This window comes from Flavobacterium arundinis (assembly GCF_038289855.1).
Lineage (GTDB): Bacteria > Bacteroidota > Bacteroidia > Flavobacteriales > Flavobacteriaceae > Flavobacterium > Flavobacterium arundinis.
The window spans coordinates 73,180-95,535 of record NZ_JBBYHR010000010.1 but is presented as its reverse complement, the minus strand read 5'-3'; the positions used below and the strand labels follow the sequence as shown (position 1 = coordinate 95,535).

General features: G+C 43.5%; 25 protein-coding genes. 18 read left to right on the top strand and 7 right to left on the bottom strand.

Annotation, left to right across the window (positions count from 1 at the left end):
* The first annotated feature begins 1 nt into the window (after position 1).
* The 6 genes from AAEO56_RS16475 to AAEO56_RS16450 all read left to right on the top strand — a co-directional run bounded on the left by AAEO56_RS16475 (position 2) and on the right by AAEO56_RS16450 (position 6,571).
* A complete protein-coding gene (locus AAEO56_RS16475; protein WP_341698168.1) occupies positions 2–664 on the top strand; it encodes a response regulator transcription factor in 663 nt (220 codons plus the stop codon).
* 71 nt (positions 665–735) lie between these two features.
* Positions 736–2,355 (top strand): NADP-dependent glyceraldehyde-3-phosphate dehydrogenase, encoded by a 1,620-nt coding sequence (locus AAEO56_RS16470; RefSeq protein ID WP_341698167.1) that lies wholly within the window; start codon positions 736–738, stop codon positions 2,353–2,355.
* A 139-nt stretch (positions 2,356–2,494) separates the two neighbouring features.
* Positions 2,495–3,241, top strand: a complete 747-nt coding sequence (gene fabG / locus AAEO56_RS16465) for a 3-oxoacyl-[acyl-carrier-protein] reductase (RefSeq protein ID WP_341698166.1) — start codon at positions 2,495–2,497, stop codon at positions 3,239–3,241.
* A 29-nt stretch (positions 3,242–3,270) separates the two neighbouring features.
* On the top strand, positions 3,271–5,298 hold the full coding sequence (locus AAEO56_RS16460; RefSeq protein ID WP_341698165.1) for a hypothetical protein: 2,028 nt from the start codon (positions 3,271–3,273) through the stop codon (positions 5,296–5,298).
* 180 nt (positions 5,299–5,478) lie between these two features.
* Positions 5,479–5,901 carry an META domain-containing protein gene (locus AAEO56_RS16455; protein WP_341698164.1) on the top strand — a complete coding sequence of 141 codons (423 nt, stop codon included), beginning with the start codon at positions 5,479–5,481 and terminating at the stop codon, positions 5,899–5,901.
* Positions 5,902–5,905: 4 nt separating this feature from the next.
* Complete coding sequence (locus AAEO56_RS16450) at positions 5,906–6,571, top strand: DUF2461 domain-containing protein (RefSeq protein ID WP_341698163.1); 666 nt, start codon at positions 5,906–5,908, stop codon at positions 6,569–6,571.
* A gap of 100 nt (positions 6,572–6,671) precedes the next feature.
* Here the strand turns inward: AAEO56_RS16450 and AAEO56_RS16445 are convergent, their stop codons facing one another.
* From AAEO56_RS16445 to AAEO56_RS16435, 3 genes are all read right to left on the bottom strand, one after another.
* On the bottom strand, positions 6,672–7,700 hold the full coding sequence (locus AAEO56_RS16445; protein ID WP_341698162.1) for a M28 family metallopeptidase: 1,029 nt from the start codon (positions 7,698–7,700) through the stop codon (positions 6,672–6,674).
* A 61-nt stretch (positions 7,701–7,761) separates the two neighbouring features.
* Entirely contained in the window at positions 7,762–8,532 is a 771-nt protein-coding gene (locus AAEO56_RS16440; protein ID WP_341698161.1) for a dienelactone hydrolase family protein, read from the bottom strand.
* 86 nt (positions 8,533–8,618) lie between these two features.
* Positions 8,619–9,167: a type 1 glutamine amidotransferase domain-containing protein gene (locus AAEO56_RS16435; protein WP_341698160.1), complete on the bottom strand. Its 549-nt coding sequence runs from the start codon at positions 9,165–9,167 to the stop codon at positions 8,619–8,621.
* A gap of 153 nt (positions 9,168–9,320) precedes the next feature.
* Between AAEO56_RS16435 and AAEO56_RS16430 the strand changes: the two genes are divergently transcribed.
* On the top strand, positions 9,321–10,013 hold the full coding sequence (locus AAEO56_RS16430; protein WP_341698159.1) for a DUF421 domain-containing protein: 693 nt from the start codon (positions 9,321–9,323) through the stop codon (positions 10,011–10,013).
* A gap of 157 nt (positions 10,014–10,170) precedes the next feature.
* Here AAEO56_RS16430 and AAEO56_RS16425 read toward each other — a convergent pair whose 3' ends face one another.
* Positions 10,171–11,415: a hypothetical protein gene (locus AAEO56_RS16425; protein ID WP_341698158.1), complete on the bottom strand. Its 1,245-nt coding sequence runs from the start codon at positions 11,413–11,415 to the stop codon at positions 10,171–10,173.
* A gap of 137 nt (positions 11,416–11,552) precedes the next feature.
* On the opposite strand from AAEO56_RS16425, the gene AAEO56_RS16420 reads away from it, so the two are divergent.
* The 3 genes from AAEO56_RS16420 to AAEO56_RS16410 all read left to right on the top strand — a co-directional run bounded on the left by AAEO56_RS16420 (position 11,553) and on the right by AAEO56_RS16410 (position 13,501).
* Positions 11,553–12,050, top strand: a complete 498-nt coding sequence (locus AAEO56_RS16420) for a GNAT family N-acetyltransferase (protein ID WP_341698157.1) — start codon at positions 11,553–11,555, stop codon at positions 12,048–12,050.
* 506 nt (positions 12,051–12,556) lie between these two features.
* The gene (locus AAEO56_RS16415) at positions 12,557–12,943 is read left to right on the top strand and encodes a SpoIIAA family protein (protein WP_341698156.1); all 387 of its coding nucleotides are present in this window, start codon (positions 12,557–12,559) and stop codon (positions 12,941–12,943) included.
* 15 nt (positions 12,944–12,958) lie between these two features.
* Positions 12,959–13,501: a pyridoxamine 5'-phosphate oxidase family protein gene (locus AAEO56_RS16410; protein ID WP_341698155.1), complete on the top strand. Its 543-nt coding sequence runs from the start codon at positions 12,959–12,961 to the stop codon at positions 13,499–13,501.
* A gap of 144 nt (positions 13,502–13,645) precedes the next feature.
* On the opposite strand, the gene AAEO56_RS16405 is transcribed toward AAEO56_RS16410, so the two are convergent.
* A complete protein-coding gene (locus AAEO56_RS16405) occupies positions 13,646–14,017 on the bottom strand; it encodes a hypothetical protein (protein ID WP_341698154.1) in 372 nt (123 codons plus the stop codon).
* Between the two features lie 125 nt (positions 14,018–14,142).
* On the opposite strand from AAEO56_RS16405, the gene AAEO56_RS16400 reads away from it, so the two are divergent.
* Positions 14,143–14,655 carry a DUF6155 family protein gene (locus tag AAEO56_RS16400; protein ID WP_341698153.1) on the top strand — a complete coding sequence of 171 codons (513 nt, stop codon included), beginning with the start codon at positions 14,143–14,145 and terminating at the stop codon, positions 14,653–14,655.
* Positions 14,656–14,743: 88 nt separating this feature from the next.
* Here the strand turns inward: AAEO56_RS16400 and nfi are convergent, their stop codons facing one another.
* Positions 14,744–15,466 (bottom strand): deoxyribonuclease V, encoded by a 723-nt coding sequence (nfi, locus tag AAEO56_RS16395; RefSeq protein WP_341698152.1) that lies wholly within the window; start codon positions 15,464–15,466, stop codon positions 14,744–14,746.
* Between the two features lie 140 nt (positions 15,467–15,606).
* Here nfi and AAEO56_RS16390 point away from each other — a divergent pair, with 140 nt between their 5' ends.
* Positions 15,607–17,157, top strand: coding sequence for a DEAD/DEAH box helicase (locus AAEO56_RS16390; RefSeq protein ID WP_341698151.1), 1,551 nt, complete (start codon positions 15,607–15,609; stop codon positions 17,155–17,157).
* On the opposite strand, the gene AAEO56_RS16385 is transcribed toward AAEO56_RS16390, so the two are convergent.
* Entirely contained in the window at positions 17,143–18,360 is a 1,218-nt protein-coding gene (locus AAEO56_RS16385) for a DUF763 domain-containing protein (protein WP_341698150.1), read from the bottom strand. The two genes, AAEO56_RS16390 and AAEO56_RS16385, sit on opposite strands and share 15 nt — an antisense overlap.
* 267 nt (positions 18,361–18,627) lie before the next feature.
* On the opposite strand from AAEO56_RS16385, the gene AAEO56_RS16380 reads away from it, so the two are divergent.
* From AAEO56_RS16380 to AAEO56_RS16355, 6 genes are all read left to right on the top strand, one after another.
* Positions 18,628–18,819, top strand: a complete 192-nt coding sequence (locus tag AAEO56_RS16380) for a hypothetical protein (RefSeq protein ID WP_341698149.1) — start codon at positions 18,628–18,630, stop codon at positions 18,817–18,819.
* Positions 18,820–18,837: 18 nt separating this feature from the next.
* Positions 18,838–19,281, top strand: a complete 444-nt coding sequence (locus tag AAEO56_RS16375; RefSeq protein WP_341698148.1) for a hypothetical protein — start codon at positions 18,838–18,840, stop codon at positions 19,279–19,281.
* 66 nt (positions 19,282–19,347) lie between these two features.
* Positions 19,348–20,289: a cation diffusion facilitator family transporter gene (locus tag AAEO56_RS16370; RefSeq protein ID WP_341698147.1), complete on the top strand. Its 942-nt coding sequence runs from the start codon at positions 19,348–19,350 to the stop codon at positions 20,287–20,289.
* A gap of 124 nt (positions 20,290–20,413) precedes the next feature.
* Positions 20,414–21,604, top strand: coding sequence for a cytochrome-c peroxidase (locus tag AAEO56_RS16365; protein WP_341698146.1), 1,191 nt, complete (start codon positions 20,414–20,416; stop codon positions 21,602–21,604).
* Between the two features lie 132 nt (positions 21,605–21,736).
* The gene (locus AAEO56_RS16360; protein ID WP_341698145.1) at positions 21,737–22,015 is read left to right on the top strand and encodes a hypothetical protein; all 279 of its coding nucleotides are present in this window, start codon (positions 21,737–21,739) and stop codon (positions 22,013–22,015) included.
* Between the two features lie 9 nt (positions 22,016–22,024).
* Positions 22,025–22,303 (top strand): hypothetical protein, encoded by a 279-nt coding sequence (locus tag AAEO56_RS16355; protein WP_341698144.1) that lies wholly within the window; start codon positions 22,025–22,027, stop codon positions 22,301–22,303.
* Positions 22,304–22,356 lie beyond the last annotated feature (53 nt).

The window sequence follows — 22,356 nt, the reverse complement described above, 5'->3', positions numbered from 1 at the left end:
TATGCAAAAAATTACTATTGGCCTGGTTGACGACCATAAAATTGTCAGGCAGGGTCTCAAGGAACTGCTTGAAAAAATGGGAAACTATAAAGTTGTTGCAGAATATGACAACGCACCTGCTTTCCTGCTTTCCTGCAATCAGGATGAGAAACCTTCTGTGCTTATAGTAGATTATTCGATGCCCGGAATGAATGGGGTAGAGTTGATACAGGAAATCGAAAAATTAGAAATCGAATACAAAATACTCCTGCTCACCCAGCATTTTGATGACAAGATAATTGATACTGCCTACCATTATGGTGCACGGGGATTTTTACATAAAAACTGCAGCGCAGCCGACCTGAAATTTGCGATAGACAGTATAGCCGCTACGGGTTATGCCAATGTTATAGAGATATTACAAAGGGTTCGGAAGTTTGATGTAAACTCGTTGGAAGAGAAAAAAAACCACAGTATACTGCTGACTGCCCGCGAACACGAATTCCTTAAACTTGTTTGCGACGAACGCGAGCTGACCTATGATCAAATGGCCGATATAATGAACGTTTCTGTAAAATCTATCGAAGCATATCGCAGCGCATTGTTTGACAAATACAATATAAAATCGAAAGTCGGGTTGGTGCTGTTCTCCTACAAATACAAGCTTACAGAACCTTTTTTATAAAATAATCTAAACACGTAGGATAATACCGATTGTATCTATTAAATTTATAGTTCCAAAAAACAATATAAATTATGGATACGACACGTTTTGAAAATATTTTTGTTGCCGAAAACCAAATTCCTGAAGAATTCCAACTTCCCGAAATACACCAGAACGAATACCTGCTCAATGGCGAAATGGTACAATGGAATGGGCCTGTAAACGAAGTCTGGTCGCCTGTTTGCATTCCCGGTGCCGAAGGACTACAGCGGAAACTCGTAGGCACATATCCGGATACTTCACCTAAAGAAGCCATGGAGGCGCTCGATGCCGCACTCGCTGCCTATAACAATGGAATGGGGGAGTGGCCAGCCATGAGCGTTGAAAAGCGAATAGGTTGCATGCAGAATTTTGTGTACCTGATGATAAAGCAACGGTCGCTTGTCATAAAACTGCTGATGTGGGAAATTGGAAAATCGCTCGCCGACTCCACCAAAGAATTTGACCGTACAGTTGATTATATAAATGCTACTATCGATGCGCTGAAAGAGCTGGACAGGGAATCGTCACGATTTCAGGAGGCGGAAGGTACTATTGCCCAAACCCGTCGCCTGCCGCTTGGTGTAGTGCTTAGTATGGGGCCTTTCAATTACCCGCTTAACGAAATATTCACGACACTGATACCCGCACTTATAATGGGTAATACCATATTATTCAAGCTGCCGAAACACGGTATCCTGGCACATTATCCTTTGCTAGAAGCATTTAAAGAAGCATTCCCCAAAGGCGCAGTAAATACGCTTTACGGGAAAGGCTCGGAAATTATTCCGCCGCTTATGGAAAGCGGTAAGATAAATGTGCTCGCCTTCATTGGTTCCAGCAAAGTCGCTAACGGCCTCAAAAAGCAGCACCCTAAAGTGAACAGGCTTCGTGCTATACTGAGCCTTGATGCCAAGAACGCCGCTATCGTTACTAATAATGCCGACCTGGATGTAGCGGTAAGCGAATGCATCGCCGGTTCATTGTCGTTTAACGGGCAGCGCTGTACAGCGCTCAAGCTGATCTTTGTGCAGGAAGGTGTTGCCGATGAATTCGTGAAGAAATTAAGTGATGCAGTATCAGCATTGAAGCCCGGCCTGCCGTGGGACAAAGATGTGAAGATCACCCCGCTTCCCGAAGCAGACAAGCCTGCTTACCTTAAAGAATGTATAGATGATGCTGTGGCAAAAGGCGCTAAAGTTATGAACGAAGGCGGTGGCTATATGAATGCTTCTTTTGTTTTTCCTGCAGTGGTATATCCTGTTGATGACAGCATGAAGCTGTACCATGAAGAGCAGTTTGGGCCGGTAGTACCTGTCGTTCGTTTTAAATCTATTGAGGAACCAATCGACTACCAAATCAACGCATCGCACGGTATGCAGGTCAGTATCTTCAGCAACGACCCCGCCGAAGTCGCTAGCCTTATCGATCCTTTCGTAAATCTTGTCAGCCGGGTGAATATTAACTGCCAGGCTCAACGCGGCCCGGATGTTTTTCCTTTTACAGGAAGAAAGGACAGCGCCGAAGGAACCTTGTCGGTATTCGATGCGCTGCGTTCGTTCTCAATAAGGTCGCTTGTGGCAGCAAAAGTCACCGATGCCAATAAAGAGCTTTTAAACAGGATCGTTCGCGACCATGAGTCGGGCTTCCTGAGTACCGATTATATTTTTTGATGAAATAAGGTTGTATAGCACAACGCCGAACTTTAGAGACTTGTATGATTTTTTACTACTTTGGCTATAATATGTGCTTAAATTTATCCATACTCTTATTATATTTGCTGTTCATACAGACAAACTAACGAAACGTACTATGAAATTATTAGAAGGAAAAACGGCAATAATAACCGGCGCAAGCAGGGGTATAGGCCGTGGCATCGCGATTGTTTTTGCACAGCATGGGGCTAATGTCGCATTTACTTACAGCGCTTCGGCGGAAGCGGCAAAAAGCCTTGAAGAAGAGCTTAAAGGTTATGGCATACAGGCAAAAGGCTATCAAAGCAATGCAGCCGATTTTAATGAGGCACAAAAGCTTGCCGATGATGTAGTGGCCACTTTTGGCACTATAGACATCCTTATCAACAATGCGGGTATTACTAAAGACAACCTGCTGATGAGGATATCTGAAGAGGATTTTGACAAAGTGATCGAGGTGAACCTTAAATCGGTTTTCAATATGACCAAAGCGGTACAGCGCACCATGCTTAAGGCCCGCAGCGGTTCTATCATCAACATGAGTTCTGTAGTTGGAGTGAAAGGTAACGCCGGGCAGACCAACTATGCGGCTTCCAAAGCAGGGGTTATCGGCTTTACCAAATCGGTGGCGCTGGAGTTAGGTTCGCGTAACATTCGCTGTAATGCTATCGCACCGGGCTTTATTGAAACCGAAATGACGGGCAAGCTTCCTGAAGATGTAGTAAAAGGCTGGGCTGAGGCGATCCCGTTGAAACGTGGCGGTTCTCCTGAAGATGTGGCGAATGCCTGCGTATTCCTTGCTTCGGACATGGCGGCTTACATCACCGGCCAGGTACTGAATGTTGACGGAGGAATGCTTACATAATAAAAATTAGAAAATCACGATAATATAGAATGACTGCATCTACGGTTTTATGGTTACTACTGTCAGCACTGGCAGCATTTGCATTATCGTTTTACCAATATCTTTTTAAAGCCAAAAAGAGAAGCAGGCTGCATATCTTTTTGGCTTTTCTTCGTTTTGTCACGCTTTTTTCAGTTTTCGTGCTGCTGATAAATCCTGTCATCACACGGAAAGACCTCGAAACGGTAAAAACACCACTCCCGATAGTACTGGACAATTCCCAATCCATAAAGGAACTGGGGCAGGACAGCCTTGCAAAACAATTGGCTGAAAAGCTGACATCCAATAAAGCGCTTAAAGATAAATTTGATGTGCAGCTTTATACCTTTGATGAAGGCTTTGAAGCGGGAAAGGAACCTGATTTTAAAGGCAAGCAAACGCATATCGACCAGGTGGCGCAAAACCTCAAGCAGCTATATAGGGCTGCGAATTATCCGGTGGTGTTATTATCCGACGGTAACCAGACCATTGGCAATGATTATGTGTACAGTTTCCGCGAAAACACATCGGTTTATCCATTAGTATTAGGCGATACCACTACATTCCTCGACCTTAGGGTGAGCCAAGTGAATGTGAACAAGTATGCCTTCTTAAAAAATAAATTCCCGGTTGAAGTATTCCTTCAATATAACGGGAATAAAAACCTGAGTGCCGTTTTCAATATCATGCAGGGGAATTCGGTTTTGCATAAGCAGAATGTAGCTTTTTCGAAAGACAAAAAAGCGCAGTTGTTGTCTGTCCTTTTGGATGCATCCAAAGTAGGCGTGCAGACTTTTAAAGCCGTAATAACTTCTTCGGAAGCGGAAAAAAATAAATACAACAACACCAAGAATTTTGCGGTGGAGGTTATAGACCAACGCTCGGAAGTGGCATTGGTGTCTGCCATTAACCACCCCGACCTTGGCGCGCTAAAGCGTTCGATAGAAACGAATCAGCAGCGTAAGGTTACAATATTAAAGCCTAATGAGGTAAAATCGTTACAGGATTATAATGTGCTTATCCTGTATCAACCGGATGCTTCGTTCAGGCAGCTATTGGAGCTTAATAAGAACGCAGGCCTGAATACGTTTACAATCACCGGGCTTTCTACAGATTTCAACCTGCTGAACCAGTACCAGCAACAGCTTAATTTCCGTATGACATCGCAAAGGGAAGATTATTTGGCTGATTTTGACAGCCAGTTCAACCTGTTTTCCGCGACCGATATAGGCTTTGGCCAATTCCCGCCACTACAGCACCCGTTCGGGACGATTACGCCAAAAGAAAATACGAATGTATTGCTTCAGGCGCGTATCAGGAATGTGAAGACGGAGAACCCGATGATGGTGTTTTCGGAAAAAGGCCCGCAACGCAGCGCTTTCCTGTTAGGCGAGAACATCTGGAAGTGGAGGATGGAAAGCCACCAAAATACCAAATCGTTTGAGCAGTTCGATATTTTTATGGATAAGACTATCCAGTTCCTTGCATCGAATTCCAAACGTAAATCCCTTGTGGTGAACCATGAGAGTTTTTATAATTCGGGTGAGGTAATACAAATAACAGCGCAGTACTTCAACAAGAATTACGAGTTCGAGGAAAATGCGAGGCTGACGATACAGCTTAAAAATAAGAAAACAGGAGCATCAAAAAATTATGATTTCCTGAAAGGCAGTAATGAATATAAAGTAAACCTCGATGGGCTTGATGCGGGGCAGTACAGCTTTACAGTAAAAGAAACTGCATCGAATACAGCATACAGCGGCGCATTTGAGGTGCTGGATTTTGAGATTGAAAAACAGTTTGTAAATCCTGACCTTGCCAGGCTGAAGCAAACGGCTGCCAATACCAACGGGACTGTGTATTACCCTGCACAGGTAGACCAGTTAGCAGATTTCCTGCTTAAAAATGACAACTATAAAGCCATCCAGAAAGAGATCATTAAGAAATCCCCGTTGATCGACTGGATATGGCTGCTCGTTATTCTTGCCGTATCGCTTGCAGCAGAATGGTTTGTGCGCAAATACAACGGCTTGCTTTAAACGCATATAGGAAGCGACGCTTCAACTCTGTGAAATCATCTACATTTAACTAGTACTTGCCTATGTTTTATGTGGTTAAATTTTAGGGTGTCAATGTTGACAGTTACTAAAGTTATTATAAATCCTATTTTTCTGACGGTAATTGTTTTTAAATTTGGTAAACAAACTAAATTTGAACCCATGAAACGATTTGTATTATTTTTTAGCATAACAGCGGCAATTGCCCTTACAGGATGCAGAAGCGCCAAAGCTACACAACCCATGGACCTGCTTACCGGTACGGTGTGGGAACTTTCATCCATTAATGGACAAAAAGTAGATGCAGGAAGTAACCGTAACGGCCTTCCTACAGCCTCATTCAATACCGAGCTTAAGATATCCGGTAATGGCGGGTGTAACACATACAGCGGCTCTTACAACCTGAACGAAAATGAAGGCATTAACATCAGCCAGGTGATGTCGACCAAAATGTTTTGTGAAGGGAGCATAGAGAATGAATACTTTAAAGAATTGGGCAAGGTAAACATGGCAAAGATCGACAAAGACAAGCTTACATTGATGGAAGGCGTGGACGAGCGACTGGTCTTTGTCCCAAAAAAATAAATACATGATTGCAAAACCCGTTTTGGATTTTCTTGTACAGCTTACAAAGAACAATAACAGGGAATGGTTTACAGAGAATAAAAAGACTTTCCAGGCAAATGATGCACTGGCAAAGTCTTTTTTTAATGAGGTATATGCAGGAATGCAGAAAATGGACGCTATAGAGAAAATGCAGGTGCTCCGGATATACCGCGATGTGCGTTTCTCTAAAGACAAGACGCCTTATAAAAATTATTTCAGTGCATGGTTTCCGCGTACCAAGCCTGCATTCAGGGGAAGCTATTATCTCCACATACAGCCGGGAGAGAGTTTTATAGAAGGTGGCTTTTGGGAACCCAATGCTGCAGACCTGATGCGTATCCGTAAAGAATTTGAGCTTGACGACAGTGAGATCAGGAATATTGCCGCCAATCCTGACTTTAAAAAATACTTTGGCGAATTGCAGGGCGAAGGCGTAAAAACGGCGCCGAAGGGTTTTGATAAAGGCCATCCCGCAATCGACCTGATTAAGAAGAAACAGTTCCTTGTTGTCAGGAAATTTACCGACAAAGAAGTGCTGGATAAAAATTTTAAAGATGAAGTGCTGGCAACCTTTGCAGCAATGCGTCCCTTCTTCGATTACATGAGCGATGTGCTTACTACCAACCTTAATGGCGAAAGCCTGATATAGCAAGTGTAGTAGCGTAGAGAGAGCCCTGTTTTTACCACATCGCCTAAAACATAAATGGCCGGAATTTCTTCCGGCCATTTATGTTATATCATACAATTCGTTATTTGCCGTCTTTATCTACAACCGGGCGGCTTTCACGGTTCGCAAGTTCCCAGGCGGTAACAAAGGCAAGCTGTGCCCTTTTTGCCAACAAGTCATATTCAATTTTCTGCGGCTCATCACCGGCCATGTGGTAATCTTCATGTACACCATTGAAGTAGAAGATGATCGGGATTCCTTTTTTTGCAAAATTATAATGATCGGACCTGAAGTAGAACTGGTTAGAGTCTTTCCTGTCATTGAATTTATAATCCAGGTTTAGGTGTGTGTATTTTGCATTGGCGGCTTCGTTGATGTTATGAAGGTCGCTACTCAAACGGTCAGAACCAATAACATATACATAATTGCCGTTGTCTTTATGCGCATCGTCCCTGCGGCCTATCATGTCGATATTAAGGTCGGCGATGGTATTAGCAATCGGAAACAACGGATTTTCAGAGTAAAAGCGGGAACCATGCAGGCCGTGCTCTTCGCCGGTAACATGCAGGAACAGGATAGAGCGTTTCGGGCCATAGCCGTCTTTTTTAGCCTGTATAAAAGCCTGTGCTATTTCGAGTAAAGCAACAGTACCTGATCCATCATCATCGGCGCCGTTATATACTTCTCCGTTTTTCATTCCTACGTGGTCGTAATGCGCAGAAATAACCAGAATCTCTTCAGGCTTTTCGCTTCCTTCTATAAAGGCCCAGATATTTTCGGAATCGCCAAGCTTAGGACTGAATGCTTTCGCCATATAGGCAGCCGGCACTTTCTGGTAATAATTTTCTGCACCTTTCGGGAAAGGTATCTTTTCAGCCTCATATTGTTTTATAAGATACTGACCTGCTTTCTTTTGCCCGGGCTCTCCGGTATTGCGGCCCTGCATTTCATCGCCGGCAACGATATACAGGTGTTTTTTCAGGTCGTCAGGCGTGATGGAATTCATGTATTTGTTCACATCGGCTTTGGCATAGTCCTTTTTCGCATTCCTGCCGGTACTGCATGAAAGCACGAAAAGGGAAAGTGACGCTAATATCAGAGTTTTTCTCATTGGATGATGGTTTGTTTTATTAGTTGGGTAGATATAGGTTTTGTTACAGGCTAAGTAAGTTTTATTTAGTCCCGAATATTTCATCTAAAAATAAAAGGAAATGTGCCCACGAACGCTTGTCGGCTTTTTCGTTGTAGGCCGCTCCTTTTGAGTTGTCTGTTCCTGCTTCCTTTTCGGTAAAAGCATGCACCGCATTGGCATAATAGATCATCTGCCAGTCGGCTTTGCCATCCCTCATTTCTTTTTGGAAGGATTCAATATCTTTTTGTGGTACATACGGATCATCAGCACCATGCAATATAAGTACTTTAGGCTTTACCGTTCCGTTCGGCCTTGCTGCATCTTTGCCAAGCCCGCCATGAAAGGAAACAATTCCTTTTACATTCAGTCCGCCACGTACTGCTTCAAGCGCGCCTGTTCCGCCAAAGCAATATCCTATAATAACGATATTATCTTTATCCACTCCAATACTTGCAAAAGCATCAAGAGCAGCTTTGATCCTCTTTTGGTATAATTCTGGATTGTTTTTATAGTAACCCGATTTTTCCCCTGCCTGTTGGATGTTTGAAGGAGCATTCCCTTCACCGTAAATGTCGGCTACGAAGGAGTAATAGCCTAATTCGTTAAGCTTTACTGCAACTTCTTTGGTGTGATCGTTAATGCCCATCCATGCAGGGAGAATAAGGACACCCGGCTTTCCTTTAATAGATTTTTTAGGCGCATTGCCAAAGCCATGAAGCGTTTGTTTTCCATCCATATAAACAACGTTTTTCAGCTGTGCGTTAGCCTGTATTGCCATAAATACTGCCAGTAATAATAATTTAGTTTTCATTGTGGGATATTTTTTATAAATATAAAAAAGAAAGCTCTTATACGCAACGTATAAAAGCTTTCTGTAAATCAGGCATAAACTTGAAATTAACTCCTTTGAAGTTCGTGTTTTCCTTCCTTAATTTCTTCTACCATTTTTTTGTTGAAGGCAGGCAGGTCATCAGGCGTACGGCTCGTAACTAGCCCGTTGTCTACAACAACTTCCTTATCAACCCAGTTCGCACCGGCATTCATAAGGTCTTTTTTTACAGAAGAGAAAGATGTAAGCTCGCGCCCGTCAACCACCTCGGCATTAATAAGTATCTGTGGGCCATGGCATATTGCGGCTACCGGTTTTTTCTCGTCGAAAAAGCTCTTTACAAAAGCAATGGCATCATCGCTTCTCCTCAACAGGTCAGGGTTTATAACACCTCCGGGCAATACTAACGCATGGTAATCGGCTGAGGATACTTCGTCAAGCGTTTTATCTACCTTGTATTCTCCGCTCCAGTTGCCGTTTGCCCAGGCTTTTATCGTGCCGCTTTTAAGGCTTACGATATCTGCAGTCCATCCTTGCTGCTCAAGATATTCCTTTGGCGATTTCAATTCGCTTTCTTCAAAACCGTTGGTTGCCAGTATGGCTACTTTTTTGCTCATGATCATAATTTGTTTAAAAATTGAACACTATAAAATTACCGTTCATTGCGCTGAACGAGTTATAACAGCATATTAAAGTTGTGCCAAAGTTTGTTAAGGAGGCAACGGCTTATAATGAAATATCCTAATTTTAATATGATTACTCTTATAACTATGAAAGATATATTTGAATGGAAACGATTATTGTTTAACGACCTCCCTTTTCAATTCGTTTTTGAAGTAGCATTCCGCACAGTAATAATGTTTACAGTCGTACTGCTTACCTTAAAGTTTGCCGGCAAAAGGGGTGTAAAGCAGCTATCGATATTTGAGGTGGTTATTATCATATCGCTGGGCTCTGCGGCGGGCGACCCGATGTTTTATGAAGATGTGGGCCTAGTGCCGGCAATAGTTGTATTCCTTATAATCCTAACAATGTACCGCGGGGTAACATGGCTGTTGGGGAAAAGCAAAAAGTTTGAAAACTTTATAGAGGGGACAACACAATGCCTTATTGAGGACGGACAATTTTCACTGGCCAGTTTTGAGCGGGAAGATCTCGCACAGGATGAGTTTTTTGCAGAGCTGCGCCTTAAGTCCATCGAGCACCTCGGGCAGGTTAGGAATGCCTATATTGAAACTAACGGTGCGATAAGCGTTTACTTTTATGATGATGCCGATGTTAAATTCGGCCTGCCTATTCGCCCGCAATTGTTTAGCCTTAAAAGTACCAACATACCCAAAAGCGGTATCTACGCCTGTACTTTTTGTGCCAATACCCAGCGCCTTGAGCCTACTACAGGAAAATGTTCTGTATGCCAAAGGGAAGAATGGGTAGAAGCTATAAAATCAAAGCGCATTGTGTAGCAACACAGAAAGCACAGATTGAGCGGATGGCGGCAGTGTTTTGAAAGTATGATTGAAGCTGATCCTCTCCTCTGGAGAGAGTTGGGGTGAGGCTTAAACCAAAAAAGACCGCCTTATTAAGGACAGCCTCTTTTTCATTTATTGTAACTACTATAATTTAACCTCTTCGCCCACCTGTATTGCCACTGCCGCCGGAAGATCTGGATGGCGCAGGACTCATTTGCCTTGACGGAGCCGGGGCACTATTTCTTATCGAAGGGTTGCTTCGTGCCGGTGCCGGAGTGCTCATAGCCGGAGTATTAGTTCTCGCAGGGGTATTGTTCCTTATAGAAGGCGTAGTAGTGTTTCCCCTGCTCATTGATGAATTACTTCTTGAAGGCACTGACGGGCGTGCATCGTTCCTTGACGGCGATGACGGTACCGACCTTGCCGGTGCATTGGTACTATTGCCCCTTGAAGGTGTTCCTGAAGACCGTACCATTTGCCCATTTGACCCCGATGCATCCTGACCTGACCTTGAAGGTGTGGTATTCCTTACGGTGCCGCCGTTGCTTCTTATGCTATTAACATTGGTACCCCTTACAACGTTTGATGCCGGCCTTGCGGAAGCATTACTAAAACTGCTTCTTGGTCCGCCGGATGTAGCCTGCGACCTTGAGCTACCTCTGTTTTGTTCCAGCGCATAACGGTTAGGCACATTGTTCCTGGAACTGAAACCGCTGTTAGGGTGCTGCCTTTCGTAACCGTTTGTCCTCCTCGTGTTATACATTGACATGGCACGTGAGCTTCTCCTTGTGTTGCAGTAAGTATAGGTATTTCGGGTATTTATGTGTACATGGATATTGTTGCGGTACCTGTAAACAGGGTAGGGAGACCAGTAGCTGTAATAGGTTGGGTAATAACCCCAGTACCAGGGAGAATAGTACGGACGGTAGCTGTTTACCCAAAATACGTCATAGATAATTGGCCTTCTTACATAAACCGGCTCATAGATATAATTGGAACCATACATATAAACATCGCCAACCACCTGAACCTGAACATTATTGTTCCTGTCCCTTTCTACCTCTATAGTAGCCACATCCTGGAACGTATCTACACCTAAAACCGATTGCAGTATAATAAGGTGTGTATTTCCTTCAGTTGCCTCAATTACTCTTAAGTAATCTACTTTGTTATCGCCGTTGAGGTCAAGGTTGGATATTTGAATGTCCGGGTCGTTTAGCCTGCGTTCAAAATCTTCAAGATCACGTGAGTCACCAAATATCGAAGCCACTGCTTTCAGGTCCAGGTTGTCGCTGATATCAGCGTTGTTAGCCCTCACGGTAGTAACATCCTGTGCAAAACTTCCGCCGATGCTCAGAAGGGCGAAAAGGACTGTATGTAATATTTTAGTTTTCATGATTCGTGTAATTTAATGCCTGATAAAATAAAGTTGTTGCCTGTCACTGAATATCCAATTACTGTGCCAATAATTTTATTTACATTTATCCTTTTAATAAAAGCCAGCAATTTCGGGCTTTTTCAACAATTAAAAAAATGATTGAAATAAGAAAAGCTTCGCTTGATGATTATACTGTAATTCGCGAAATTGCCGGGCGTACCTGGCCGGATACCTACCTTCCGATACTTACCCGGGAACAAATCGGCTATATGTTAGACATGATGTACAGCCTCCAGGCGTATACTGAACAGCTCCTTGTAAAAGGACACCATTTTCTGCTGGCGGCTGATGACGGGGTGTTTTTAGGCTTTGCGTCTTACGAGGTTAACCATTCGTCAGAAACTACCCGGATACACAAGCTGTATGTCCTCCCCGAAGCGCAGGGAAAAGGCATAGGACAAAAACTGATTGCTCTTATAGAAAACGAAGCTGCAAAGAACACCAATGATAAAATTGTCCTTAATGTAAACCGTTATAACAAGGCTGTAGAATTTTACCTGAAGTCAGGTTTCGTAAAAGCAGGTGAGGAAGATATCAATATCGGTAGCGGCTATTTGATGGAGGATTTTATAATGCGGAAGGATATAAAGTAGTGAAAAAAACGGCTCTGCAATTTCAATTTTTACACACCCCTAACCCGTGTTCAATAGGTTAATTGCTGCACTCATGCATTAAGATAACTGCTTTAAGGTTTAAAGTAAGTACATCCGGGTGTTCCCCTCTTGAGAGCTGTCGTATGGACACAAATATTTGAGAACTGATTTAATTCCCTACGGGAAAAAAATCACTCACTTTCGGCATTAATTCTACCGAAATTTAATCCCTACGGGATAATTAAGCAACGATATTTCCCGTAGGGAATCCATTTCGGTAGTAAAAGTTTGATCAAGAGGGCAGTATTTTCCCGTAGGGAATTAATTCTTGAAGATGTGTCCACACGATAGTCTCGAGAGGTTTAGGGGTGTCTCATCATAAACTTCAAAATATAATCCCTCTAATATTTTACCATAATATTCTGTATTTATTATGATGCCAATAACATACGTTTAAATACATAAGGGGTAACTTTGGATAAATATAAATCTTAAAACCGTTCCCCATGATAATACAAATTCCCGATCTGCCCAATAATATGGTAGGCTTCCGTGCCGACGGAGAAGTCACTAATGAAGATTTCGAGATCGTAAAGCTGCAGGTTTCGCACCTTGTTGAAAAAACCGGTAAGCTAAACTACATGCTTGTACTTGATACCTCCCCGGCCGATTTTACGCTTGGAGCTTGGATGCAGGATGCATTGCTTGGCATACAGAATATCACAAAATGGAACCGTGCCGCTATCATATCCGATTCTGAAGCAGTAAAAACTTTTACCGATGTTTTCAGTAAAGTTATGCCAGGCGAGTTCAGGGGCTACAGGCATTCAGAATATGACAGGGCTGTAGACTGGGTTTCCGAAAGAAGCGATGACGAGCAATATAACAACTAACTAAAAAATAATATTATGTCACAAAACAATTTATCAGAAGACAACTACAAAGACCTTTTTAATGATGAGGCAAGGGCCAAGATCAAAGAAATGGCAAAAGATATTGGTACGTGCATGTTTTGCACCGAATTATCTGTAAGGCCGATACCTACGCGCCCAATGGGTGTTGCAGATATTGACGATGATGGTAACCTTTGGTTCATCAGCTCTAAAAAAAGCAATAAAAATTTCGAGATAAGCCATGACGACGAAGTACAGCTGATCTTTGCCAAAAACTCAGATGCACATTTTCTGTCTGTATTTGGCAAAGCAGTAATTTACAAAGACAAATCGCATATCGAGGAAATATGGACGCCTATGGCAAAGGCATGGTTCGAAGAAGGTAAAGAAGACCCGGATGTTACCGTTATTAAAGTAGAGCCTAAAGATGCCTATTACTGGGATACCAAATACGGTAAGATGGTCTCCATGATCAAAATAGCCTACGGCGCTATAACCGGCAATATGGATGGTGACACAGGAGTGGAAGGCCGGCTTAATGTAAACAATGGCCTTTAATTAAAGCATATCTATAGTATTTTAAGCTCCCCAACACGGGGAGCTTTTTACTTTAATAAAATGTTGTATGTGCCGGTTAAAAACAAAAAAGCTGTTTGTTTCCAAACAGCCTTCACTAATTATATAACCCGGTAATTTGAATTCTTAGTAAGCAAGGAATGCCTTGTTGTATTCCTTTAGGTCAAGAAGATTGTTCTTCTTCGTAAGGTCGGTGAATAGCGATAACAGGTAATCGAGGCTTTCGAGATTGTTCTCATTGTCCGGAGTGCTGCCGGTTACCAGTTCGGTTTCTTCATCAACAGGCTCATCGTCAGGGATAGGGATAAGGAAAGCGCCGTTCTCTTCCAGGTGCTCATACGCGAGTCGTATGGCTTTGGTAAGTACCGGATTTTGTTCCTCCATTGAAAATTCGCGAAGTTTCTTAAGGTCGGCGATCAATGTCTCCGCATCAAAACCTTTTTTGAACAGGTCAAGCTGTATCTTGTTGATCAGTTTTTGTGCACTCGGGTTTTCCACAGTTCAGTTGTTTAGTTTTTGTACTTTGTTTCAGGATTGCAAAAATACTATTTTATATATTTTTTCAGCATTCTTTTTTACATTTTATTGCTGTTGGAAAAATTTACCCCTAATTTTGGACAGTTATGAGTAAACGCGACCTTAAAAAATACCTTGCATCACTCCCAAAAGCCGAGCTCGAAGAGCAGCTTCTGGCATTATATGACAAGTTTGCCGATGTAAAGCAATACTATGATTTTGTATTCAACCCAAAAGAAGAAAAGCTAGAGCAGGAAGCTAAGTTGAAGATTGCTAACGAATATTTCCCAACCAAGAGCAAGCGCCCCAAACTGCGCCGTTCCACCGCGCAGAAATACATCAAGCATTTCCTGTCGTTGGGGGTAGACCCCTATGTAGTAGCTGATGTTATGCTTTTCAATATTGAGACCGCCCAAAAATATTCTGCAAAACGCGAGCTAAAATATTCCTCTTTTTATAAAAGCATGCTCAACTCCTACAAGCAGGTCGTCGATTATGTGGCAGTCAATGGCATGGCTTCCAATTTTAAAGATAGGATAGCAACTGTGAAGGACGAAGCCTGCCGCCAATATTGGGAAAACAGGGAAGAATTTGAAAGGATATGGGATAACTTCGAATAACCATTTCAGATTTCAGAATGTAGATTTCAGATTCCACGGTTGCTCTAATCAGTTTGAGTGGAGTTCCCCCTTCGGGGGTTAGGGGGCTTTAGAACAATGAGCCCTGCACATCCGTTACATGATACCCTGCCTTTAATTTCCCGACCCTGAAAAGGTTCACCTTCTCGTGGGCAAGGCGCGTGGGTTCCGGTATGCGGTGCTTCAGTACGCATTTTTCCATAATGCTGAGGCTGTCTTTTACCGAAACTTTATGCCCGGGCGAAATATAAACCGGTTTTACGCCTGCTTTGGTTCGCAGCGCATACCCCATTATTTCATTATAGCTGGAAATAGGGCTGGTGCTCATTTTATCAAGGCCTAATGGGTTGTAATTCCCAAAAAGCATATTCTTGGCACAGCCAATAGAAGGATGGTCTGTAAGTAACCCAAAGTGCGAGGCAATGCCCATTCGCCTCGGGTGCGTAACGCCCTGGCCGTCCAGTACTACAAGGTCCGGTTTCTGAGGGAGCTGTTCCCATGCCAGTAATAATGGCGGTACTTCGCGGAAGCCCAGGTATTGTGGTACATAAGGGAATTTTGTCTCGGCCACAACCAGCGAGTAGGAGAGCAGCTGCATATCAGGATAGCTAAGTACCACTATGCCCGCAAAAACAGTGTCGGTGTCTTTGTTGTGCGAAATATCGCCACCTGCAATGGTGGTAATATTCCTGGTTTCGGTTACGAGGGAAACGCGGTGCCGCATTTCGTTTTGTATTTCTGTGGCCTCAACCAGTGAGGTATCATCGTAGTTCAGCATAATTTCCTCCTTCATTTCCCCAAATTTAATAATAAATAACTGAATTGTAAGTTGGTATGATAATGATTCGGGAAAATTAACGCTGCCAATAATAATTATGATTTTATAAACAATTTAATGTAAGTAATTCGATATTTTTGGGAATTATCATAGCTATGGAAAGAGAAGACGAGGCAGGGGACAGGAAAGAGCTGTACCATTATCAGCAGGAAGACATTGATGCTATTTTTGAGAAATTTGAAGGTAAGCCTGACGATTATCATTTGCTGTACCAACTCCCCACAGGAGGTGGCAAGACCGTTATTTTTTCAGAAATAGCGCGTCGTTATATTGAGAAATACCACAGGAAAGTACTTGTACTGACCCATCGGATAGAACTCAGCAAGCAAACCTCCCAGATGCTGAAAAGTTTTGGGGTGAAAAATACCGTCATTGACAGCGCCGTAAAAGAACTGCCTTACAATAATGATTATTCCTGCTATGTGGCGATGGTTGAGACGTTAAACAACCGCCTCAAGGACAAAAAATTCCACATGGATTATGTTGGCCTTGTAATTGTAGATGAGGCACACTACAACTCGTTCCGTAAGCTGTTTACCTACTTTAAAAACTCGTTATTCCTGGGGGTTACTGCTACACCGTTAAGTTCCAATATCGACCTGCCGATGTATGAAACCTATAACGAGCTTATTGTAGGCGAGCCCATACAGTCACTCATTGATAAACGATTCCTGTCACGGGCAGTAATGTTTGGCTATGATGTAGAGCTAACCTCGCTGAAGCTGGGCATCAATGGCGATTATACGGTGAGCTCGTCTGATGAGCTGTATTCGCGTTCGTCAATGCAGGATCTGCTCCTTCAATCGTACGAATCGCGTGCCAAAGGCAAGAAAACGCTGATATTCAATAACGGTATCAATACGTCGCTGTATGTATATGAAACCTTTAAGGCTGCAGGGCTGCCCATAAAGCACCTCGATAACCGGACACCGGAAAACGACCGAAAAAAAATACTTAGCTGGTTCCATAAAACGCCTGATGCAATACTTACATCGGTGTCGATATTAACTACTGGATTCGATGAGCCTACTGTCGAAGCGATCATCCTCAACAGGGCAACACGGTCGCTTACATTGTATTTCCAGATGATAGGTCGCGGCTCCCGCAAATTGCCCAATAAAGATATTTTCACAGTAATCGATTTGGGTAATAATGCCCAGCGCTTCGGTTTGTGGAATGACCCAATAGACTGGCAGTATATCTTCAGGCATCCGGAACAGTTTCTCGAAAATATACGTACCGATGCCGAGATAGAAAGCTACCATGTGTATACTATGACAGATGAGGTACGCGCTAAGTTTGCCAAAACAGCAGACGTCAATTTTGATGTTGAAGAAGAATACCGCAGGGCCGGAGAGGACAACCTAAGGCCGAAGGCAGTGATCGAAAAATCAATACGGCAGCATGCATTTATGTGTGTAGAAAATGCTGAAACCATAGCAGAAGCCCGCAAGCTTGCAAAGGTGCTCGACCCCGATATTGAGTACCGCGTAAAGCAATATGCCAAACTGCTTGCCAAGACTACCAAGAACTATCGTGAATGGCTCATTGAAGATTATAAGAACCGGCTCAACATACTTATAGGCAGTACCTTTGCTAAATTCCACGCGGGTGATGAAGAACCTTTCGAACTAAAAAAGCGCTAGCTGGGTGCTGTCGCCGCCTTTCTTTTTAGGAGGTTTCGCTTCGCCAAAAACAGTCCGGCCGCCATATTTCCAGGATTCGTCGCGTTCTTTTTGTATAAGTGCGTCAAAGTTAGTGTTTGGGGTAAAGTCTTTCTCCGCATTCCGTGAAATCTCCGATAACTTTTTGATGGCATGCATTTTATCGGAATTGCCAATTTTAGCCCGCTGGATGGCAGTTTGCAATGTAATTATTGTTTCATCAAATACCTTTACCGGTACTGGAAACGGATGGCCATCTTTGCCGCCGTGCGCGAAAGAAAATCTTGCAGGGTCATTAAACCGTGTAGGGGTGCCGTAGATAACTTCACTAACCAGGGCTACCGACTGTATCGTTCGAGGCCCCATGCCTTTGAGCATCAGCAACCCTTCGAAATCTTCAGGCTTGTTTTCATGGGCCAGCCAAAGCATGGCACCAAGCCGCTTCATATTTACATCTTTCATCCTCACGTCGTGATGACCGGGCAATGTGAGGTGATTAAGTTCTTTAATAATTTTATCCGGATGCTCATTCACGATCAGCAGCGACTTTTCCCGAGTTGTCGCCGCGTCCGAAGCAGTAAGGTTAAGTATCTTTCCCTGGTTTTCGCCATAGATAAAGGTATGTGGCTCATTAATGAACGATTGCAGGTTTTCGCTATGCCAATGGTACCGGCGTGCGGTACTTGTGTTGTTGTTCATGCCCTGCTGGATGACACACCACTCACCTTGGGTATTGACAATGAAATTATGCTGGTATAGCTGGAAGCCATCCTGTATTGCGGTATTGTCTACCTTGGCGGTAAGCCTGCTGAGGCCTGCCAGCTCGATGCCGTTAAGGCCGGTGCGGTTGCCTACACCCAAAAGCTCATCGGGAGTTTTCATCGAATGCTTGCCCTTGCCGCCGCAAATATAAATGCCAAGTTCTTTTGAATGTGGGTTTACCGACCGCTTTAATGCCCCCAGCACTGAAGTTGTAATGCCGGAGGAGTGCCAGTCCATACCCATCACAGCTCCAAAACTCTGGAACCAGAACGGGTTGCCCAACTTGCTTATCACTGCCGAAGTTGAAAATTCCATCGCGATAGTTTCCACGATCGCAAGGCCCAGCTTTGCCATCCTTTCAGACAGCCAGGGAGGTACGTGCCCGCCATGCAGCGGAAGGTCGGCCGATCCGGATCGTTTCATTTTGGAATACTATTAGGGTGTGTAATTTTTTCTTCAAAGATAAGAAAAAAGTCATCAAAGCTAACTGTTGGGTCAGGTTTTATCACTCCCTTCCCGTATACATTTTTGAATGAAATGGCCTGCGAAACTTAATCTTCTGTCCTTCAGGCTGCATCTTTATTATTAAAGATTTGGCTTTTATTTAATACTAAATTATGCCTTATTTTCAATTTAAGTGAGTAATTTAGGAGAACATAAAACGCCTATTAACTTATAATTTAAAAAGCCATGGAACGTATGATTACACAGGGCAGCAGCATGAATGCACTGAATGCTGTATCTTATGAAAACGCTGCCGCCGAATTTGAAAAGGAGGCCCAGGCAGAGGAGCTTTCCTGCAGCCTTTTGCTTAAGAACCTTTTGCTTACCAACTTAAGGCTCCTGAAACTGAATGAAATAAGCAGTGTCTTATTATTCTAATTAAAAATCTAAATTGCTATGGACAATCAACCGAAAAAAAATACCAAAAACGAAGAGTTAGGCAATCTGCTTGGCCAGGATAATGGCTCAGGGCGTGAGAGCCAGCGTAACGATAATTCCGGCAGCGACAACCTTAATGCCGGGAGAAAAAATACAGGTGACAACCGTGACCCGGAAAATAATGACATTGACGATACCGACAAGTATCTCGCGATGGAGCAGCCGGGAGTGCAGTTTACCGAAGATAGAGACCCTACCGTGAATTCTGACCAAATTGATTTTGGCAGTGAAAGCATGAAGAATGAATGGAATGAGGAGGGCGGCAACAGCAAAAACTCCGATGCTTTCAACCAGGACGATTACATACTGAATGATAACGTGGACCTTGATGAAGACCAGAACCAGTCGATATCCAGCGATGACGAAGATTTTGAGGAAAGCAACGAACGGTATACCAATTAGGCATTCACTAAATTATATATCCATCCCCGGTATCTTGTAGGTATTGGGGATTTTTCTTAAATAAATATGACAGGCAACTCAAAATTAGCGATATATGGAGCACTGGCAGCCAATGTGGGTATTGCCACAGTAAAATTTGTCGCGGCTTCGGTTACGGGGAGTTCGGCTATGATCAGCGAGGGAATACACAGCGCTGTAGACAGTGGTAATTCCCTGCTGCTCCTGCTGGGTATGAAGCGCAGCCAGCGCCCGCCCGACAGAGGCCACCCGTTTGGGCATGGCAAAGAAATTTATTTCTGGTCGCTCATCGTCGCAATACTTGTTTTTTCATTGGGCGGCGGTATGTCTCTATATGAAGGGGTGAGCCACCTGCGCCATCCGGTAGCGCTTCGCGACCCATTCTGGAATTATGTGGTACTCTTTGCTTCCATGATTTTTGAAGGAGCATCGCTGGTTTACGCCGTTCGCGAATTCAATAAGACAAGGGGGAAATTCAGTTTTTTCCAGGAGCTGCACATGAGTAAAGACCCATCGCTGTTTGCAGTAATTTACGAAGAAAGTGCCGCCATAACCGGATTGCTGATAGCATTGGGCGGTGTATTCCTGGGGCATTATTTCGATAACCCGATGTTTGATGCCATTGCATCAATGCTTATTGGGGCAGTGCTGATAACCGTTGCAATAATCATGGTAAGGGAAAGCAAAGGGCTGCTGGTAGGTGAGAGCGCCAGCGCAGATATCGTGAAGGGTATTTATGACCTGGTGAATAAAGAGCCGCGTGTCGAAACGCTTTACTTCCCGCTTACGATGCACCTTGCTCCGAATGAAATATTGCTGGCCATGGATGTGGAATTTCGTAAAGAAATGACTGTTGAGGAATTGTTCGATGCTATAAACCAACTGGAAGACCAGATAAAAAAGGCTTTCCCTAGTGTAAAGAAAATATATATCGAGGCCAGGAATTTTGGCGGCAGGCAAAGGCCGTGGCAGATAGAGACGGTAGATTAGCGTTGCAGCCATGTATGAGCACAACGGAAATGACGATGAAGTATGTGACTGTAATAAGTAACAGTTTAACATTATCATAATACTTGTATAGGTATCAGTAAGGTATCTTTGTGGTGCATCATCCATGAAAAAAAGTTACCTTATACTATTTTTGCTGCCGTTCCTTATTTTATCCTGTACGGATGAAAAAGACTATGTGCCTATAAGGTCTGAGCCTTTGCAGGGTGTGCTGAACCTCCCTGATGTCCCCTATAACTATAACGAGCAACTTCCCGCTTACTTTTATGTAAACGATAACGGCCCTGTTCCCAGCGCTGTAAACGGAATAGACAATACGCCACAGGATAACCTGATTACTAATGACGGCGCTACTTTGGGGCGGGTGCTTTTTTATGACAAAAACCTGAGCCAGAACCGTACAACGGCCTGCGGCTCCTGCCACCGTGCCGAAAAATCCTTTGCCGATTCAAGCCCTTTCAGCCATGGTTTATTTGGCGGGGCAACCAAAAGAAATTCCATGACGCTTATCAATACACGCTTTTATAAGCGCGGGCGTTTTTTTTATGATGAACGGGCTGCAACGCTGGAAAAGCAGGTTATGATGCCTATCCTCGACCATACTGAAATGGCGCTTACACTTAACGATATAATACCGCGCATTTCGGCACAGCCCTATTACAGTAAGCTTTTTATTGCAGCATTTGGCTCAGATGTTGTGACGAACGAGCGGATTGAGCAGGCGCTTTCACAGTTTATTCGGAGTATGGTAAGCTATAGCGCTAGATATGATACAGGCCGGGCACAAGTAGCCAATATGCGTGATCCTTTTTCTAACTTCACCGCAGAGGAAAACAGGGGTAAGGACCTGTTCTTAAAATCGTTTGCAGATGGCGGTGTTAATTGCTATGCCTGCCACACTACGGAAGCTTTTGTAAGCCACAATTCCGGGCCGTCAAACAATGGGCTTGATGCTGTTACCACAACCGATTCTGGCGCTTATGGATTTTATACATCGGCTCCTGAACTTGCCGGTGCTTTTAAAATCCCTACGCTGCGCAATATAGCCCTTACCGGGCCCTATATGCACGATGCCCGCTTTACCAGCCTTGTACAGGTGATTGAGCATTATAACAGCGGCGTGCAAAACCATGCAAGCCTGTCTCCAGTACTCAAAGGGCCTGATGGCATGCCAAGGCAGCTGAATTTAAGCGATGCCGATAAACTGGCTTTACTACGATTCCTCAATACCCTTACAGACCCAACGATAATGAGCGACCCAAGATGGTTTGACCCGTTTATCAACCAGCATTTATAATTACACCCATAACAATCAGCCTGCTTTGCATTACGTAAAACCACGTATTTGTAAAATCAGGTAATTTCTACCTATGCCGGGTGAATCCGTTTTTTGAATTTTACGTCATACTAAAATTAAAAAACTGATACTATGATTCACTTTTCAACCAATGTACTCAGGCACTCCGCCTCGTGGACAACATCCGAAGAGGCCTGCACTAAGATTAGCGGTTTTCCCGATAATGTAGTGCTCAATGTTAATGAAGGTTATGAGGTGCTGCATTTTGTTTCCGGCTATATGTCGTATAGGGGATGGCATTCCGAAATTACATTCCAGAATATCGAATCGGTTATAAAAACGCGCCTGCCATTTACGGTGCGAACCCACAAAGAGGTAAAGGACTGGCTCGATACGAGTTTCAGGAAGTAGCAGGTGGATATGGCGAATTTTACAATCAACGACCTAAAACTCGAATACTACTGGGAAACCCAGGAGGATTCTGTCAAAGAAATTACCGGCTTTCCCCCAAATGTAATTTTAAATTGCACACAGGGATATGAGGTACTCTATTTTTTGAATCAATATATGGATCATTTGGGATGGGCAACAAAGGTTTCTTTCAACAATATCGAAATATTGATAAAAACAAGGCTGCCGTATGGTACCCGTACCCATATGGAGATAAAAAACTGGCTTGATATACTTCACAGGAAGTAATATGTGTTTCTTTTTTTAAGTGGCTAAAGCCCTGTCCGCAGCAGGGCTTTTTA

Bases quoted from the DNA above. Each gene is read 5' to 3' on its own strand.
- AAEO56_RS16450 (WP_341698163.1), top strand. From the start codon at position 5,906: ATGATTGCAAAACCCGTTTTGGATTTTCTTGTACAGCTTACAAAGAAC.
- AAEO56_RS16460 (WP_341698165.1), top strand. From the start codon at position 3,271: ATGACTGCATCTACGGTTTTATGGTTACTACTGTCAGCACTGGCAGCA.
- AAEO56_RS16355 (WP_341698144.1), top strand. From the start codon at position 22,025: ATGGCGAATTTTACAATCAACGACCTAAAACTCGAATACTACTGGGAA.
- AAEO56_RS16365 (WP_341698146.1), top strand. From the start codon at position 20,414: ATGAAAAAAAGTTACCTTATACTATTTTTGCTGCCGTTCCTTATTTTA.
- AAEO56_RS16445 (WP_341698162.1), bottom strand. From the start codon at position 7,700: ATGAGAAAAACTCTGATATTAGCGTCACTTTCCCTTTTCGTGCTTTCA.
- AAEO56_RS16475 (WP_341698168.1), top strand. From the start codon at position 2: ATGCAAAAAATTACTATTGGCCTGGTTGACGACCATAAAATTGTCAGG.
- AAEO56_RS16375 (WP_341698148.1), top strand. From the start codon at position 18,838: ATGGACAATCAACCGAAAAAAAATACCAAAAACGAAGAGTTAGGCAAT.
- fabG (WP_341698166.1), top strand. From the start codon at position 2,495: ATGAAATTATTAGAAGGAAAAACGGCAATAATAACCGGCGCAAGCAGG.
- AAEO56_RS16360 (WP_341698145.1), top strand. From the start codon at position 21,737: ATGATTCACTTTTCAACCAATGTACTCAGGCACTCCGCCTCGTGGACA.
- AAEO56_RS16435 (WP_341698160.1), bottom strand. From the start codon at position 9,167: ATGAGCAAAAAAGTAGCCATACTGGCAACCAACGGTTTTGAAGAAAGC.
- AAEO56_RS16455 (WP_341698164.1), top strand. From the start codon at position 5,479: ATGAAACGATTTGTATTATTTTTTAGCATAACAGCGGCAATTGCCCTT.
- AAEO56_RS16420 (WP_341698157.1), top strand. From the start codon at position 11,553: ATGATTGAAATAAGAAAAGCTTCGCTTGATGATTATACTGTAATTCGC.
- nfi (WP_341698152.1), bottom strand. From the start codon at position 15,466: ATGAAGGAGGAAATTATGCTGAACTACGATGATACCTCACTGGTTGAG.
- AAEO56_RS16415 (WP_341698156.1), top strand. From the start codon at position 12,557: ATGATAATACAAATTCCCGATCTGCCCAATAATATGGTAGGCTTCCGT.
- AAEO56_RS16470 (WP_341698167.1), top strand. From the start codon at position 736: ATGGATACGACACGTTTTGAAAATATTTTTGTTGCCGAAAACCAAATT.
- AAEO56_RS16385 (WP_341698150.1), bottom strand. From the start codon at position 18,360: ATGAAACGATCCGGATCGGCCGACCTTCCGCTGCATGGCGGGCACGTA.
- AAEO56_RS16410 (WP_341698155.1), top strand. From the start codon at position 12,959: ATGTCACAAAACAATTTATCAGAAGACAACTACAAAGACCTTTTTAAT.
- AAEO56_RS16390 (WP_341698151.1), top strand. From the start codon at position 15,607: ATGGAAAGAGAAGACGAGGCAGGGGACAGGAAAGAGCTGTACCATTAT.
- AAEO56_RS16430 (WP_341698159.1), top strand. From the start codon at position 9,321: ATGAAAGATATATTTGAATGGAAACGATTATTGTTTAACGACCTCCCT.
- AAEO56_RS16380 (WP_341698149.1), top strand. From the start codon at position 18,628: ATGGAACGTATGATTACACAGGGCAGCAGCATGAATGCACTGAATGCT.
- AAEO56_RS16440 (WP_341698161.1), bottom strand. From the start codon at position 8,532: ATGAAAACTAAATTATTATTACTGGCAGTATTTATGGCAATACAGGCT.
- AAEO56_RS16370 (WP_341698147.1), top strand. From the start codon at position 19,348: ATGACAGGCAACTCAAAATTAGCGATATATGGAGCACTGGCAGCCAAT.
- AAEO56_RS16400 (WP_341698153.1), top strand. From the start codon at position 14,143: ATGAGTAAACGCGACCTTAAAAAATACCTTGCATCACTCCCAAAAGCC.
- AAEO56_RS16425 (WP_341698158.1), bottom strand. From the start codon at position 11,415: ATGAAAACTAAAATATTACATACAGTCCTTTTCGCCCTTCTGAGCATC.